Source organism: Stappia sp., from assembly GCF_965276915.1.
In the GTDB taxonomy this organism is placed as follows: Bacteria; Pseudomonadota; Alphaproteobacteria; order Rhizobiales; family Stappiaceae; genus Stappia.
In genome coordinates this window covers 3,341,160-3,355,686 of record NZ_OZ255709.1, presented here as the reverse complement: position 1 = coordinate 3,355,686, position 14,527 = coordinate 3,341,160, and the positions used below count along the sequence as shown (strand labels likewise).

Annotated in this window: 12 protein-coding genes; 6 read left to right on the top strand and 6 right to left on the bottom strand. The window is 68.6% G+C overall.

Annotation, left to right across the window (positions count from 1 at the left end):
* Window positions 1-32 precede the first annotated feature (32 nt).
* Complete coding sequence (locus ACQY46_RS15530) at window positions 33-2,474, top strand: ComEC/Rec2 family competence protein (RefSeq protein WP_428696934.1); 2,442 nt, start codon at window positions 33-35, stop codon at window positions 2,472-2,474.
* Window positions 2,475-2,586: 112 nt separating this feature from the next.
* Here the strand turns inward: ACQY46_RS15530 and lexA are convergent, their stop codons facing one another.
* From lexA to ACQY46_RS15500, 6 genes are all read right to left on the bottom strand, one after another.
* Window positions 2,587-3,303, bottom strand: a complete 717-nt coding sequence (gene lexA / locus ACQY46_RS15525) for a transcriptional repressor LexA (protein ID WP_428696933.1) — start codon at window positions 3,301-3,303, stop codon at window positions 2,587-2,589.
* Window positions 3,304-3,587: 284 nt separating this feature from the next.
* Window positions 3,588-4,802, bottom strand: coding sequence for a molybdopterin molybdotransferase MoeA (locus ACQY46_RS15520; RefSeq protein WP_428696932.1), 1,215 nt, complete (start codon window positions 4,800-4,802; stop codon window positions 3,588-3,590).
* Between the two features lies 1 nt (window position 4,803).
* Window positions 4,804-5,316, bottom strand: coding sequence for a cyclic pyranopterin monophosphate synthase MoaC (gene moaC, locus ACQY46_RS15515; RefSeq protein ID WP_428696931.1), 513 nt, complete (start codon window positions 5,314-5,316; stop codon window positions 4,804-4,806).
* A gap of 13 nt (window positions 5,317-5,329) precedes the next feature.
* On the bottom strand, window positions 5,330-6,142 hold the full coding sequence (gene trpC / locus ACQY46_RS15510; RefSeq protein ID WP_428696930.1) for an indole-3-glycerol phosphate synthase TrpC: 813 nt from the start codon (window positions 6,140-6,142) through the stop codon (window positions 5,330-5,332).
* Complete coding sequence (trpD, locus tag ACQY46_RS15505) at window positions 6,135-7,166, bottom strand: anthranilate phosphoribosyltransferase (protein WP_428696929.1); 1,032 nt, start codon at window positions 7,164-7,166, stop codon at window positions 6,135-6,137. Before trpD ends, trpC begins: the two co-directional genes overlap by 8 nt.
* 35 nt (window positions 7,167-7,201) lie before the next feature.
* Window positions 7,202-9,091 (bottom strand): SurA N-terminal domain-containing protein, encoded by a 1,890-nt coding sequence (locus tag ACQY46_RS15500; protein WP_428696928.1) that lies wholly within the window; start codon window positions 9,089-9,091, stop codon window positions 7,202-7,204.
* A gap of 252 nt (window positions 9,092-9,343) precedes the next feature.
* Between ACQY46_RS15500 and tpiA the strand changes: the two genes are divergently transcribed.
* The 5 genes from tpiA to ACQY46_RS15475 all read left to right on the top strand — a co-directional run bounded on the left by tpiA (window position 9,344) and on the right by ACQY46_RS15475 (window position 14,525).
* A complete protein-coding gene (gene tpiA, locus ACQY46_RS15495; RefSeq protein ID WP_428696927.1) occupies window positions 9,344-10,096 on the top strand; it encodes a triose-phosphate isomerase in 753 nt (250 codons plus the stop codon).
* A 135-nt stretch (window positions 10,097-10,231) separates the two neighbouring features.
* Window positions 10,232-10,603: a preprotein translocase subunit SecG gene (gene secG / locus ACQY46_RS15490; protein ID WP_428696926.1), complete on the top strand. Its 372-nt coding sequence runs from the start codon at window positions 10,232-10,234 to the stop codon at window positions 10,601-10,603.
* Between the two features lie 121 nt (window positions 10,604-10,724).
* Window positions 10,725-12,353, top strand: coding sequence for a CTP synthase (locus ACQY46_RS15485; RefSeq protein ID WP_428696925.1), 1,629 nt, complete (start codon window positions 10,725-10,727; stop codon window positions 12,351-12,353).
* A 32-nt stretch (window positions 12,354-12,385) separates the two neighbouring features.
* Window positions 12,386-13,252 (top strand): VOC family protein, encoded by an 867-nt coding sequence (locus ACQY46_RS15480; protein ID WP_428696924.1) that lies wholly within the window; start codon window positions 12,386-12,388, stop codon window positions 13,250-13,252.
* A 127-nt stretch (window positions 13,253-13,379) separates the two neighbouring features.
* Window positions 13,380-14,525, top strand: a complete 1,146-nt coding sequence (locus ACQY46_RS15475; protein WP_428696923.1) for an efflux RND transporter periplasmic adaptor subunit — start codon at window positions 13,380-13,382, stop codon at window positions 14,523-14,525.
* Window positions 14,526-14,527: the final 2 nt, after the last annotated feature.

The following is a 14,527-nucleotide window of genomic DNA, read 5'->3' as shown; positions in this document are numbered from 1 at the left end:
GAGGGGTGGCGGTCGAGGGCTGGGAGGAGCGCGTGTCTGTTGCCGGCGGCGGACGACCGGAAAGCGGGAAGGACGCGGTGACGGCGGCCGGACAGGTGCGCGCAGCCGGAGCGCCATCCGCCGGGGGCGCGCTGCTGGCCGACTTCCTCAGCCGGCGAAAGGGCGGACAACCGGGGGATGTTCGCCGCGCCAGGCTGCGCCCCGCGCTTGCCGCGGCGTTTCGCATGGCGGTGCGCGAGGAGATCGAGCGCGGCCGGGGGTTGATCTGGGCGGCTTTCGTCTTTGCCGGCGGTATTGCCCTCTATTTCGCGCTTCCCGCCGAGCCGATCGCTGCGGCAACCGCCGGGGCGGCGCTGGCCGCATGGCTCGGGTTTCTGCTCAAGGCGCGGCGCGGCCGCGGCGCGGCGGCGTTTCTCGTCGTCGCCCTTCTCGTCTCCGGCGCAGCGGCTGGTGCGATGCGGACAGCCTTCGTCGCCGCGCCGGTGCTCGATCGGGCCCGCAGCGCCACGATCACGGGTCTTGTGGAGAGCGTGGAACATCGTGAAAACGGCCTGCGACTGGTGTTGCGGCTGCGCGAGATGAGCGGTGTCGGGCAGGACCGCATGCCGGCACGCGTGCGGATTTCCCTGCGTGGAAAGGATACACTGGCCCCCGTGACTGGGGATACGGTGCGCCTGCGGGCCCGATTGATGCCGCCGGCCCCCGCCGTCATGCCGGGCGGATACGACTTTTCGTTTCGCGCCTATTTCGACGGGATCGGGGCGAGCGGCTTTGCCTTTGGCGGTGTCGAGCCGGTCGCCGAGGCCGGTGCCGGGGCAGTGCCGTGGGACCAGCGTCTATCCGCCGGTATCGAACGGTTGCGCGGCGGTATCGCCGGGCGGATCCGCGCGGCCCTGGGCGACACGACGGCCGCCGCCCTCGCGGTGGCGCTGATCACCGGCGACCGGTCCGGCATTCCGCCCGAGGTCACCGAGGCGCTGCGTACAGCCGGTCTGGCGCATATCCTGGCCATTTCCGGCCTCCACATGGCGCTCTTCGCGGGCTCGGTGTTCTTCGTGTTGCGGGCACTCCTGGCCTTGTCGTCGCGGCTGACACAGGACTGGCCGATCGATGTGTGGGCAGCGGGGGCGGCGCTGGCCGCGGCGGCCTTCTATCTGGCGATTTCGGGCGGGTCGATCGCCACCCAGCGCGCTTTCGTGATGATCGCGCTGGTGCTGGCAGGGCGCCTGTTCGGCCGCCGGGCCCTGACATTGCGCAACGCCGGCGTCGCCATGCTGCTGATCCTCGCGGCCACCCCGGAATCCCTCGTCGATCCCGGGTTCCAGATGTCCTTTGCCGCCGTGATCGCGCTGATCGCGGCCTATGAGGAGATGACGCGGCGACGGGTCGCGGCAAATCGGGGACCGCCGAAACGGGATGACGGGGCTCCGGTTTTCGGTCTGGTCGGCAGCCTGGCGAGTTGGTTCGGGGCGATCCTGCTCACTTCGCTCATTGCCGGGGCCGCGACGGGAGCGATCGGCGCCTATCATTTCCACCGGATCGCGCCGCTCGGACCGCTCGTCAACCTGGTGGCCATGCCGGTGGTGACGCTCGCGGTCATGCCCTTCGCGGTCCTTGCCCTTGCCCTGATCCCGTTCGGTCTGGAAGTGCTTCCCCTGGCCGTGATGGGGGTGGCGGTCGACCAGGTGGTGGCCGCATCGCAATGGGCCGCCAGCCTGACGCCCGGGGAGGGAACCGTCGGTGCGCCATCGGTCGCCGGGACGCTGCTGATGGTTCTGGCAGGGGGTATCGCCTGTCTTGCGCCGCGCGGGTTCCGCCGCGCCGCGCTCGTGCCGCTGTGCCTGTCCGCATGGTTTTATGCAACGCATCGCCAACCGGACATTCTGGTGTCGGCCAACGGGACGACGCTGGCCTTGCGCGACGCCACGGGAGCTCTGCGTGTGACGGCGCGGCCCTCCAGTTTCATTGCCGAGGTCTGGCTGCGCGCCGACGGCGTGGGGGGCGATGCCCGTTCCCGGCGGCATTTGCCCAAGTCCGCCATGTCCTGCGACCCGCTCGCCTGTCTGGTCCGGGCGCATGGTCCGGAAGGTGCGGGGCCGGATCCTCCCATGAGGGAAGGCGGGCCGGGGTCGCCCTTGCCGGAAGGCGGGCGAGGTCCGCCTTCGATGACGGATCAGGCGGTGAAAAGCCGGGAAACGAAGGATCAGGCGGGCGGGAGGACGTCGCTGCTTGTCTCGATCGTCCGCGACCCGGCCGCCTTTGCAGAAGACTGCGCCCGGGTGGACCTGATCGTCTCGGCCCATGACGCGCCGGCGGATTGTGCCGCGCCGCTTGTCCTGGACCGCGCGCGCCTTGCGCGCGACGGCACCACGGCCATCCGTCTCGGCGACGCCCTCAACGGGCTGTCCATCGCCGCGACAACCCCGAGCTACCGTCGCCTGCGACCCTGGACCCCGCGCCCGGCGGAACGCTGAGGGGCGCTGAAGAAACAGGGCCCCATATTGTCCGGTCAGGCTTCAATCTACAGGTCCGCTTCTCAGGCCCAATCCTCAGGCCCAATCGCCAGGCCGTGCCCGAGCCGGCCGCTCAATAGCGGCGGAAGAGAGAAACCAGCTTGCCCTGGATCCGCACCCGGCCCGGGCCGAAGATGCGGGTTTCATAGGCGGGGTTGGCGGCTTCCAGCGCGACGGATGCGCCCTTCTTGCGAAGCCTTTTCAGCGTTGCCTCCTCGTCGTCGATCAGGGCGACGACGATATCGCCGCTGTCGGCGGCGTCCGAGCGGCGGATGACGACCGTGTCGCCGTCGAGAATGCCGGCCTCGATCATTGAATCGCCCCGCACCTCAAGCGCGTAATGGTCGCCGCTGCCGAGCAGGTCGGCGGGCATGGAGATCGTGTGGCTGTGGGACTGGATCGCCTCGATCGGCACACCGGCGGCGATGCGGCCCATGACCGGGATCGCAATGCTGTCATTGGCGGGTTCCGGGAGGGGCGGCGCGGGCTGGGCCGGCCGAGGCTTGCCCAGGGATCCTTCGATGACCGCAGGCGAGAAGCCCTGGCCCCGGGACGCGGCAAGGCCGGGGGCAACCGATTCGGGAAGCTTGACGATTTCCAGCGCCCGCGCCCGGTTGGGCAGCCGGCGAATGAAGCCGCGCTCCTCGAGCGCCGTGATGAGACGGTGAATGCCGGATTTGGAGCGCAGGTCGAGCGCATCCTTCATCTCGTCGAAGGACGGGGGAACGCCGGTCTCCTTCAGCCTTTCGTGGATGAACAGAAGCAATTCGTGCTGCTTGCGAGTCAACATCCGCGTGGTTCCCCAACTTCCTCATTCGGCGGCAAACAGGACGGCGATGCGGCGCGGCAGGCCGAAAAGCCGCGCCGATGTCCAGTCCGTACGCGGCGACAGCCCGAAACGGACCGGACCCGGAGCGACGTTCATTCGCCGCCGAAACGGTTCGGAACATCACCCGCCAAAGCCAAACGCCTTCGCGACTCAGGCTACGTACAAATCATGAACATAGTCTAACCGTTCCCGGCTTGTTCCACAACATGCCTTCGAAAAAATGCAGGGATGCGGCGGGGGAGGCGTTATCGACGGGGCAGGCGGATGACGGGCACCCGGGCACCAGCGGCAAGCGGGCCGGCATGAGGCGGGCGCACGACGAGGGCGTCGGCGCGCGCCAGCGTTGCCAGCATGGAGGAATCCTGCCGTTCGGACGGGGCGACCGTCTCGCTGCCGTCATCGGCCCGCCGGATCGTGGCGCGCAGATAATCCTCACGCCGGTCGTTTCCGCCGATGTCGCCGGCAAGCGGCAGGTGCTCGCGGTCGCGCGCGGTCGCCTCGCGCCCGAGCAGCGTCTCGATCAGCGGACGCAGGAAGAGCAGGGAGCAGACAAGGCTGGAGACCGGGTTTCCCGGCAGGCCGAGAACGCGCATGGCCTCGATCCGGCCCGCCATCAGCGGTTTGCCGGGACGCATGGCGATGCGCCAGAAGGCAAGGTCCATGCCGGCATCGCCCAGAACTTCCTGGACGAGATCATGGTCGCCGACGGAGGCACCGCCCAGCGTCACCAGGATGTCGGCGCGGGCCTCGCGCGCTGCGGCGATCGCGGCGGCGATGGCCTGGCGGTTGTCGGGCGCGATGCCGAGCTGCAGGGGCTCGCCGCCGCAATCGGCGACAAGGGCGGCAACGCCCGCATGGTTGGAGGCGATGATCTGGTCGGGGCCGGGTTCCGTGCCGGGCTCCACCAGTTCGTCGCCGGTCGCCAGGATCGCCACTTTCGGCCGGCGGCGCACCGGCAGCACGGCGTGGTTCATGGCGGCGGCAAGGGCAAGCTCGCGGAAGCCGATGCGCTCGCCGGCGCGCAGAAGCACCTCGCCTTGCGCGAAGTCCAGCCCGGCCGGGCGGACGAACCGGCCGCGCGCCGCGCTTTCCAGCACGGCGATCGTGTCGCCGTCGCGGGTGGCGTTCTCCTGGATCAGGATCGTGTCGGCGCCCTGGGGAACCGGTGCGCCGGTGAAGATGCGCAGCGCCTCGCCCGGCTGCACGGTGCCGGCATAGCCGTGGCCGGCGGGCGCCTCGCCGATGACGCGAAGGGTCGCGGGAAGCGTGGCGATGTCCGCAGCGCGGACTGCGTAGCCGTCCATGGCGGAGGCCGGGAAGGGGGGCTGGGTGCGGGTGGCGGCAAGGTCGGCGGCAAGGATGCGGCCGTTCGCGGCGTCAATCGGAACGCGCTCGGTTCCGACCGGTTCCACGCCCGCAAGCAGTCTTGCCAGAGCCTCGTCGACCGAGATCAGCGACATGTCAGCCGCCGCCTTCCTGCGTGCCGCCGGCAACCGACCAGTCGCCGGACTTGCCGCCGGACTTCGACAGCACGCGGACGCCGCCGATGGTCATGCCCCGGTCGACGGCCTTGGCCATGTCGTAGACGGTGAGGCAGGCGACCGAGCACCCGGTCAGCGCCTCCATCTCGACGCCGGTCTGGCCGGAGAGCTTGGCGTAGCAGGTGACCCGCAGGCCGGGGAGGGTGTCGTCGGCGGTGATGTCGATGGCGACCTTCGACAGCGCCAGCGGATGGCAGAGCGGGATCAGCTCGTGGGTGCGCTTGGCCGCCATGATGCCGGCGATGCGGGCGGAGGCGATCACATCGCCCTTCTTCGCGGTGCCTGACAGGATCATGGCAAGCGTCTCGGGTTTCATCGCCACGTGGCCTTCGGCGGTCGCCTCGCGGGTGGTGACGGCCTTGGCCGAGACGTCGACCATGTTGGCCGCGCCGCTGTCGTCCAGATGGGTGAGGCGGGGAGGCGTGGCGCTCATCGCGAAATGTCCGTCATTCGGCAGCGGCGCTGGCCGGGCGTGCCAGCAAGGCGCGCGTGGCGGCGGCCACGTCGTCCTGCCGCATCAGGCTTTCGCCGATCAGGAAGGTGGAGATGCCGCAGCGCTCCATCCGGGCGAGATCGGCGGGCGTGAACAGGCCGCTCTCGCCGACGACGAGGCGTTCGTCACCGATTTTCGGCGCCAGCATCTCGCTGGTCTCGAGCCGCGTCTCGAAGGTCTTCAGGTTGCGGTTGTTGATGCCGATCATCGGCGAGGACAGCTTCAGCGCGCGGTCGAGCTCGTCCGCATCGTGAACCTCGACCAGCACGTCCATGCCGAGATCGAAGGCGGCCTGCTCGAGCGTTGCCGCCATCGCATCGTCGACCGCCGCCATGATGATCAGGATGCAATCGGCACCCCAGGCGCGCGCCTCGAACACCTGGTAGGGATCGTAGAGGAAGTCCTTGCGCAGGGCGGGCAGCGCGCAGGCGGCGCGGGCGGCGGCGAGAAACTCGGGCGCGCCCTGGAAAGACGGCGTGTCGGTGAGGACGGACAGGCAGGCGGCGCCGCCCTCCTCATAGGCCCGGGCAAGCGCCGGCGGGTCGAAATCGGCGCGGATCAGCCCCTTGGACGGGCTTGCCTTCTTGATCTCGGCGATCAGGGCGAAATGACCGGCCGCCTGTTTGGCCCGCAATGCCGCGAGAAATCCGCGCGGGGCGTCGGCGGCCGCCGCGCGCCGCTCGATCTCGGCCTGGGGAACGGCCGACTTGGCAGCGGCGATCTCCTGGCGCTTGTAGGTCTCGATGCGGGCCAGAATGTCAGTCATGGCTTGCCGCCGCTTCGTTGGAGACCTCGACAAGGCGCGAGAGGCGGGCAAGGGCGCTACCGCTGTCGATGGAGTTTGCCGCCATGGCGACGCCCTCGGCAAGGTTCGCGGCGCGGCCCGCAACCACCAGCGTCGCCCCGGCATTCATCAGCACCGTGTCGCGATAGGCGGTTTTCGCCCCGTCCAGCACGGCGCGCAGGGCAACGGCGTTTTCCGGCGCCTCGCCGCCCTTCAGGTCCTGCGGCCGGCAGGTCGCGAGGCCGACCTCGCCGGGCGAGACCTCGAACACCCGCACCTTGCCGTTTTCCAGCGCCGCGACCGTCGTCGGGCCGGTGGTGGTGATTTCGTCGAGCCCATCAGACCCGTGCACGACCCAGGCGGCTTTTGAGCCGAGCGTTGCCAGCACATGGGCGATCGGCTCGACCCACTGCCGGGCGAAAACACCGACCATCTGCCGCTGGACGCCGGCCGGATTGGAGAGCGGCCCGAGCAGATTGAAGATCGTGCGCGTGCCGAGCTCGGTGCGCGCCGGACCCACATGCTTCATCGCCGAATGGTGGTTGGGCGCGAACATGAAGCCGAGCCCCACCTCGGTGATGCAGCGAGATATCTGCGCGGGCGGGATGTCGATGTTGACGCCGAGCGCCATCAGGACGTCGGCGGCACCCGACTTCGAGGAGAGCGAGCGGTTGCCGTGCTTGGCGACGGGCACGCCGCAGCCGGCGACGACGAAGGCCGAGCAGGTGGAGATGTTGACGCTGCCCGAGGCATCGCCGCCGGTTCCCACCACGTCGACCGCGTCGGCGGGCGCCGACACGGGGATCATCTTGGCGCGCATGGTGGCGACGGCCCCGGCGATCTCCTCGACGGTTTCGCCGCGCACGCGCAGCGCCATCAGGAAGCCGCCGATCTGGGCGGGGGTCGCCGCGCCCGACATGATCACCTCGAAGGCGGCGCGCGCCTCGTCCTGGCTGAGCGCGTTGCCATCGGCCGCCTTGGCGATCAGGGTCTTGAGATTGCTCACTTCGTCGTCCTTTCGAACGGGCGGAGCGAAGGCGCTCAGCTTCCGCCCTGTCCGATCACCCGGTTGATGTTGGCCTGATTGACGTTGACGCCGAGGCGCGCCTCGCGCTCCCCGACATACTGGCCGATCACGGAGTTCTGGAGCGCGTCGGCAAGGCGCGTGTCGAGCGCCGCGATCTCGCCGGCCTCGCGGAAGAAGGCGGGCGCGGAAATGCCGGTCACGGTGTAGACGATGCGCTGCGCGCCGGCCTTGCTGGCGCTGCCGACAGTGCCGACCGGGCCGGAGAAGACACCGGCCAGGGCGTCGGCCGGGATCGCCGCGTTTTCGCCCGTGCGCTTCAGGCCGGACTGGGTCGCGACCTGAAGGCCGCGCTCCGTGGCAATGGCTTCGAGCGTTTTGCCGGCGTCCAGTTCCTTGACGATTTCGGCAGCCAGCGCATCGAGGCGTTCGGCGCGCTGCTCCTGCGTCCAGGCTTCGACCGCTTGCGTGCGCACTTCGTCGAGCGCACGGTCGCGGGCGGGCGTGACCTCGCGCACCTCGAACCAGAGGAAACCGGTTCGACCGAGCTGCAGCATGTCGGCCTCGATGCCGACGTCACTCTCGAAGACGTCCGAGATCAGGTCGGGCGCATCGGGAAGCGCGACCTTCGCGCCTGATGCGTCCTTGCCGGCGGTATCGAACGCCGTCGGAGTGTCGAGCGTCAGGGAGAAGCGCTCGGCGACTTCCGTCAGCGTGGCACCGCCCGCACGGGCATCCTCTATCTCGTCATGAAGGTCGAGCACCTCGCGCTCGGCAAGCCGCAGGGCGATTTCCTTACGAAGATCGCCGGAGACTTCATCCAGCGGCGTCTTGCGGGCCTCGGTGACTTCCGCGACCTTGAGCAGCACGTTGTTGAGCCGGCCCTCGATGATGGCGGAGGTTGCTCCCTCGGCAAGCGCGAAGGCCGCTTCCGCAATGGCGGGATCGAGAAGCTCCTCGCGGGCCATGTTGCCAAGCTCGACCTGCTCCACCGTGGTGCCGCGCATGGCGACGATGTCCTCGAAGGTCTTGCCCTCGGCAAGGGCCGCGCGCGCCTCGGCAACGGCATCGGCGCTCGGCAGGGCGAGCTGCAGGATGCGCCGGCGCTCGGGCTCGCCGAAGCGCTGGCCGGAGGCATCGTATTCGCGCTGCAGGTCCTCGGCGCTGATTTCGTCGGCGCGCGCGACCTTTTCCGGCGTCAGCTGCAAGAGGGCGACCTGGCGGTATTCGGGTGCGCGGAAGTCGGCCTTGTTCACCTCGAACCAGCTGGCAAGCGTGGTCTCGTCGGGAGCCGGGATCTCGCCGGCAAGGGCCGCGCCGAACTCGAGATAGTCGACCGTACGCTCCTCGTTGGCGTGGCGGTTGAAGGTCTCGAGCATGGCTGCCGGCGTCTTCAGGCCGCCGCTGATGGCTTCGGCGATCTGGCGGCGCTCCTCAAGCAGCCGACGTTCCGCGACGAACTGGTCCTCGGTCAGGCCGTTGGCCTGCAGGATGGCGGCAAGACGGGCGCGGTCGAACCCGCCGCCGGGCGCCTGGAAGGAGGGCGCCGTCTGGATCAGCCGCACAAGCTCGGCATCCGAGACACCCAGATTGTAGTCCCGCGCGGTTTCGTTCAGCGCGGCTTCGGCAACGAGGCGACCCAGGACCTGGCCAGGAATGCCGAGCGCGGCCCCCTGCACCGTGGACAGAGGCCGACCGATGTTGCGGCCGATGGAATCGAGCTCGCGGCGGTAGGCATTGTCGAAGTCGACGATTGAAATCTTGCGGTCGCCCACGGTGGCGACCTGGTCGCCGCCAATGTTCAGGAGGTCGCCCGAGATGCCCCAGATGGCGAAACTGATCACAAGAAGGCCGATCAGGAGTTTGGAAATCCAGGACTTTGCGCCGGCGCGCAGAGTGTCGAGCATTGCAGGTTCCGTTATTTCTTGGGCGACAGGGCAGCGTGGCCGTCGGTTCGGCCATGCCAAGGCGGGCGGATCATAGAGACGAGGGGCGCGGGGAGCAAGGCGGTACAAGGCGTTGCGGGGATCTGCCGGCGTCCGCTCCGGCGGTCCGTCTTGATTGCCGGCGAATTTCTGGTAGCACCGGCAGTCTGCATGGGACATTCCGGAAAACGGCGGTCCCTGTCGACAGGCCATTTCCAAGGGAGCACCACGCCGATGACGACCAAGCCGCTGATCGCAGGCAACTGGAAGATGAACGGGCTGTCCGCGGCGCTCGGCGAACTCGACGCCATCGCGCGCGCCGCGCGGGGCGGGCTTGCCGCCCGTGTCGACCTGACGATCTGTCCGCCGGCGACGCTGATCGCGGCCGCCGTCGCCATCGCGGGGGACAGCGGGCTCAGTGTCGGGGCGCAGGATTGCCACGCAGCCGCCAGCGGTGCCCATACCGGCGACCTGTCCGCGGAAATGCTGGCCGATTCCGGCGCACGCCAGGTGATCGTCGGCCATTCGGAGCGGCGCGCCGATCACGGCGAGGACGATGCGGGCGTCGCGGCCAAGGCGGAAGCGGTCTGGCGCGCGGGGCTCGTCGCGATCATCTGCGTCGGCGAGACGGAGGCCGAGCGCCGGGCCGGGCGCGAACTCGACGTGGTCGGACGCCAGCTGGCCGGCTCGGTTCCCGGCGGCGCGACGCCGGAAAATTGCGTCATCGCCTACGAGCCGGTCTGGGCGATCGGCACGGGACTGACGCCGACGCCGGAAGACGTTGCCAGCATGCATGCGTTCCTGCGCGGCGAACTGGGCAAACGCTTCGGCGCGGCGGGCGCCGCCATCCGGCTTCTCTATGGCGGGTCGGTCAAGCCGGCGAACGCCGCCGAGCTGATGTCGGTCGCCAATGTGGACGGCGCGCTGGTCGGCGGGGCGAGCCTGAAGGCGAGCGATTTCCTGGCCATTGCGGAGGCAGCCGGCTAACCGGACTGGCGCTTTGCGGCCCATGCGGGAGCCGCAGGGCCGCCCCGCGTTGAAGGTTGGCCGATCAAGGGTGGAAACGCCCGTGCCATTGGTGTAGAACGCCCAGCAAATCCGACAACCAAAGACTGGTCCTCGATGGAAACCGTTATCATCGTTATCCACCTGATGGTCGTGCTTGCGCTCGTCCTGGTCGTTCTCCTGCAGCGCTCCGAAGGCGGCGCGCTGGGAATCGGCGGCGGCGGGGGCGGCGGCATGATGTCGAGCCGCGGCACGGCGAACGTGCTGACGCGGGCGACCGCCGTCCTGGCGGCCGTTTTCTTCGCGACCTCGCTCGGGCTTGCGATCGTGGCCAAGAACAGCGACCGTCCGGCATCGATTCTCGACGCCGTGCCGGGCACGCAGTCCGCTCCGGTCGATGGCGGGACACCGGGTTCGGGCAACGGCATTCTCGACCAGTTGCGCCCGCCCGAGCAGCCGACCGGACCCCAGGTTCCGGCGGCGCAGTAGGCCCTTGGCCGGCTAGCCTCTTCATCTTATGCCCCGCGATACGCGTCGCGGGGCATTTTCTTGTGTGTTAACTCTGTGCCGGGCGTTCGAATCAGCGCTCGCGGCGATATGGTATTGGTCCATGGCGCGATACATCTTCATTACTGGCGGCGTGGTGTCCTCGCTTGGCAAGGGACTGGCTTCCGCGGCTCTCGGGGCATTGCTCCAGGCGCGGGGCTACAAGGTCCGGCTGCGCAAGCTCGATCCCTATCTCAATGTCGATCCGGGCACGATGAGCCCGTATCAGCATGGCGAGTGCTTCGTGACCGATGACGGCGCGGAGACGGATCTCGATCTCGGGCACTACGAGCGCTTCACGGGCCGGCCGGCCAACAAGATGGACAACATCACCACCGGCCGGATCTATCAGGACATCATCGCCAAGGAGCGGCGCGGCGACTATCTGGGCGGCACCGTCCAGGTGATTCCCCACGTCACCGATGCGATCAAGGCCTTCGTGCTTGACGGTAACGAGGAGTACGACTTCGTGCTCTGCGAGATCGGCGGCACGGTCGGCGATATCGAGGCGCTGCCGTTCTTCGAGGCGATCCGCCAGCTCGGCAACGAGCTGCCGCGCGGGCATGCGGTCTATATCCACCTGACCCTGATGCCGTTCATCGCCTCGGCAGGCGAACTGAAGACGAAACCGACGCAGCATTCCGTCAAGGAACTGCGTTCGATCGGCATCCAGCCCGACATCCTGATGGTCCGCTGCGACCGCAAGATCCCGGAAAGCGAGCAGCGCAAGCTGTCGCTGTTCTGCAATGTGCGCGAAGGCGCCGTGATCCCGGCCTACGACGTCAAGTCGATCTACGACGTGCCGATCGCCTATCACCAGGAAGGGCTCGACGACGAGGTGCTCGCCGCCTTCGGCATCACCGGCGCGCCGGCCCTTGACCTGACCCGCTGGACCGGCATTTCCGAGACGCTGGCCAACCCGGAAGGCGAGGTCACGATCGCCATCATCGGCAAGTACACCGTCCTGAAGGATGCCTACAAGTCGCTGATCGAGGCGCTTGTCCACGGTGGCATCGCCAACAATGTGCGCGTCAATATCGAGTGGATCGAGTCCGAGATCTTCGAGAAGGAAGACCCGACGCCGTGGCTCGACAGCGTGCACGGCATCCTGGTGCCGGGCGGCTTCGGCGAGCGCGGTGCGGAAGGCAAGATCGCCGCTGCGCGCTTTGCCCGCGTGCACAAGGTGCCGTATTTCGGCATCTGCTTCGGCATGCAGATGGCCGTCATCGAGGCGGCGCGCAGCCTGGCCGGGATCGCCGGCGCCAATTCGACGGAATTCGGCGAGGCGAGCGAGCCGGTCGTCGGACTGATGACGGAATGGGCGAAGGGCAACCAGCTCGAAGTCCGCCGCGCGGACGGCGAGTTGGGCGGCACGATGCGCCTTGGCGCCTATCCCGCGCGTCTTCAGGACCATTCGAAGATTGCCGGGATCTACGGGGCGGAGATGATTTCCGAGCGCCACCGGCACCGCTACGAGGTGAACATCGCCTATCGCGAGCGGCTGGAGGCGGCCGGCCTGCGATTCGCCGGCACCTCGCCGGACGGGCAGCTGCCGGAAACGGTGGAGATCGACGACCATCCCTGGTTCATCGGCGTGCAGTATCATCCTGAACTGAAGTCGAGGCCGTTCGAGCCGCATCCGCTGTTCGCGTCCTTCGTCGCGGCGGCTGTCGAGCAGAGCCGTCTGGTCTGATCCGTCAGGCATATCCGGCAGAGAGGGCGACAATGACGGCGCGCGGTTTCGATCACGTCGTATGGGCGGTGCATGACGTGGAGGCGGCCGCGACCTATCTGGAGGCGGCCGGTTTCACCGTCACCCCGCGCGCGCGCCATCCCTGGGGCACCGAAAACCGGCTCGTCCAGCTGGACGGGTTCTTCATCGAATTGCTGACCATTGGCGCGGCAGCCGAAATCCCGCCGGCGTCGGACCGGTTCTTCTCCTTCGGCGGGTTCAATCGCGACTTTCTGGAGCGCGGCGAGGGGGCGTCCATGCTGGTCATGGAAAGCGGAGATGCCGGCGACGACCGGCGTGCCTTCGAGCGGGCCGGCCTGCATGTCTACGAGCCGTTCTCGTTCGGGCGCGAACAGACACGCCCGGACGGCAGCATCCGCAAGGTCGGGTTCGACCTGACCTTCGTGCGCAACCCTTCCGATCCGCTGCACGGCTTCTTCACCTGCCACAACCTTTACCCGGAAAACTTCTGGTCGGCCGACTACCAGCGGCACGGGAATGGCGCGGCGGCCCTCGATACCGTGGTTGTCGTGTGCGAGGAGCCGGCCGAGCAGCATATCTTCTACGCGGCCTTCACCGGTGAGCGCGAGATGCGCGCCTCGAGTCTCGGCATCGCGATCGAGACGCCGCGCGGACGGCTCCACCTGATGCCGCCGTCGGCATTCGAGGCGCTGTACGGCGTTCCCGCCCCGGTGCTCACGCCCGGCGGCTCGGCCATCGCGGCGCTGGCCGTGGCCGGCGCGGACCGGGCAGCGGTTGCGCAGTCGCTGGCGCGCCGCGGCATCGCGGCGGTCGAATCCCGCGAGGGGCTGGTGCTGCCGGCCGCGAAGGGTTTCGGATTGGCGCTTGTTTTCGCCTGAAATCACTGTGTAACCTTCCTGGGCAAGACTTGCGTGCCGACAGGGCACGCCTTGAATGATGAGGCGGGATCGGGAGCCGGAACGGCTCTCGCGTCCAGGATCCGCGCCGACGGGGGAACCGATTTCCATGGCAAGACTGTCTCGTGCCGCACGCCACCTTGTCCTGCCGGCGATCGCCCTGCTGCTGACGGCCTGCAATCCTTCCGACGAGGCCAACGCGCCGGCCGCGCCGCCGCCTTCGGTCTCGGTCGCCGCGGCGGTCGCCAAGGACGTTCGCCAGTCGGCGCGGTTCGTCGGCCAGGTCGAGGCGGTCGACAATGTCAACCTGATCGCGCGCGTCTCCGGTTTCCTGGCCTCGAAGAATGTCGATGACGGGGCGACCGTCCGGACGGGGCAGTTGCTGTTCACCATCGAGCGGGCACCCTACGAGGCGGCGCTGGCCTCGGCCAAGGCGGACGCGGCCCGGGCCGCCGCCGATGCGGCGCTGAAGGCGGCGGATCTGGAGCGCGACGCGGATCTCTTCCAGAAGGGGCATGTCTCGAAGGCCAAGTTCGAGGCGACCAAGGCGGCCAGGGAACAGGCCGATGCCGCGGTGGCGGCGGCCAACGCGGCAACCACCCAGGCGGAGCTGAACCTTGGTTACACCGATATCGTCGCGCCGTTTTCCGGCCAGCTCGGCAAGTCGGCCTTCAGCGTCGGTGACGTGGTCGGCCCGTCGAGCGGTGCGATCGCCCGTCTGGTGCGAACAGCGCCGGTCTATGTGAATTTCGCGATCAGCGAGAAGGACTACCTGGAGGCGGTGCGCGGGGACCGGCCGGCGGAAGATATCGCCGACAAGAAGAACCTGCCCGGCATCCATCTGATCCTGCCGACCGGCAAGCGGTTCGCGGAGGACGGCGAGATCGTCTTCATCGACAATGCCGTCGACCCGAACACCGGCACGATCTCGGTGCGCGGACGTTTCGCCAACCAGAGCCGCCTGCTTATCGCGGGCGCCTTCGTCGAGGTGGTCGTCGAGGCGCCGGTCGCGATGAGCGAGATCGTCATCCCCCAGGCCGCGATCCAGCGAGACCAGCGCGGCCCGTTCGTTCTCGTCGTGGGCGCGCAGGAAACCGTCGAGCAACGCTACGTCGAACTCGGACAACAGGTGGATCTCGATTTCGTGGTGAAGTCGGGACTGCAGGAGGGCGAGCGGGTGATCACGCTCGGCCTGCAGAAGGTGCGGCCCGGCGTGCCGGTCAACGCCGTCCTGGCCTCCGGCGCGGCGGAGTAGGC

Excerpts from the sequence above, each read along its gene's own strand:
- lexA (WP_428696933.1), bottom strand. The coding sequence starts at position 3,303 with ATGTTGACTCGCAAGCAGCACGAATTGCTTCTGTTCATCCACGAAAGG.
- ACQY46_RS15520 (WP_428696932.1), bottom strand. The coding sequence starts at position 4,802 with ATGTCGCTGATCTCGGTCGACGAGGCTCTGGCAAGACTGCTTGCGGGC.
- moaC (WP_428696931.1), bottom strand. The coding sequence starts at position 5,316 with ATGAGCGCCACGCCTCCCCGCCTCACCCATCTGGACGACAGCGGCGCG.
- trpC (WP_428696930.1), bottom strand. The coding sequence starts at position 6,142 with ATGACTGACATTCTGGCCCGCATCGAGACCTACAAGCGCCAGGAGATC.
- ACQY46_RS15500 (WP_428696928.1), bottom strand. The coding sequence starts at position 9,091 with ATGCTCGACACTCTGCGCGCCGGCGCAAAGTCCTGGATTTCCAAACTC.
- tpiA (WP_428696927.1), top strand. The coding sequence starts at position 9,344 with ATGACGACCAAGCCGCTGATCGCAGGCAACTGGAAGATGAACGGGCTG.
- secG (WP_428696926.1), top strand. The coding sequence starts at position 10,232 with ATGGAAACCGTTATCATCGTTATCCACCTGATGGTCGTGCTTGCGCTC.
- ACQY46_RS15485 (WP_428696925.1), top strand. The coding sequence starts at position 10,725 with ATGGCGCGATACATCTTCATTACTGGCGGCGTGGTGTCCTCGCTTGGC.
- ACQY46_RS15480 (WP_428696924.1), top strand. The coding sequence starts at position 12,386 with ATGACGGCGCGCGGTTTCGATCACGTCGTATGGGCGGTGCATGACGTG.
- ACQY46_RS15475 (WP_428696923.1), top strand. The coding sequence starts at position 13,380 with ATGGCAAGACTGTCTCGTGCCGCACGCCACCTTGTCCTGCCGGCGATC.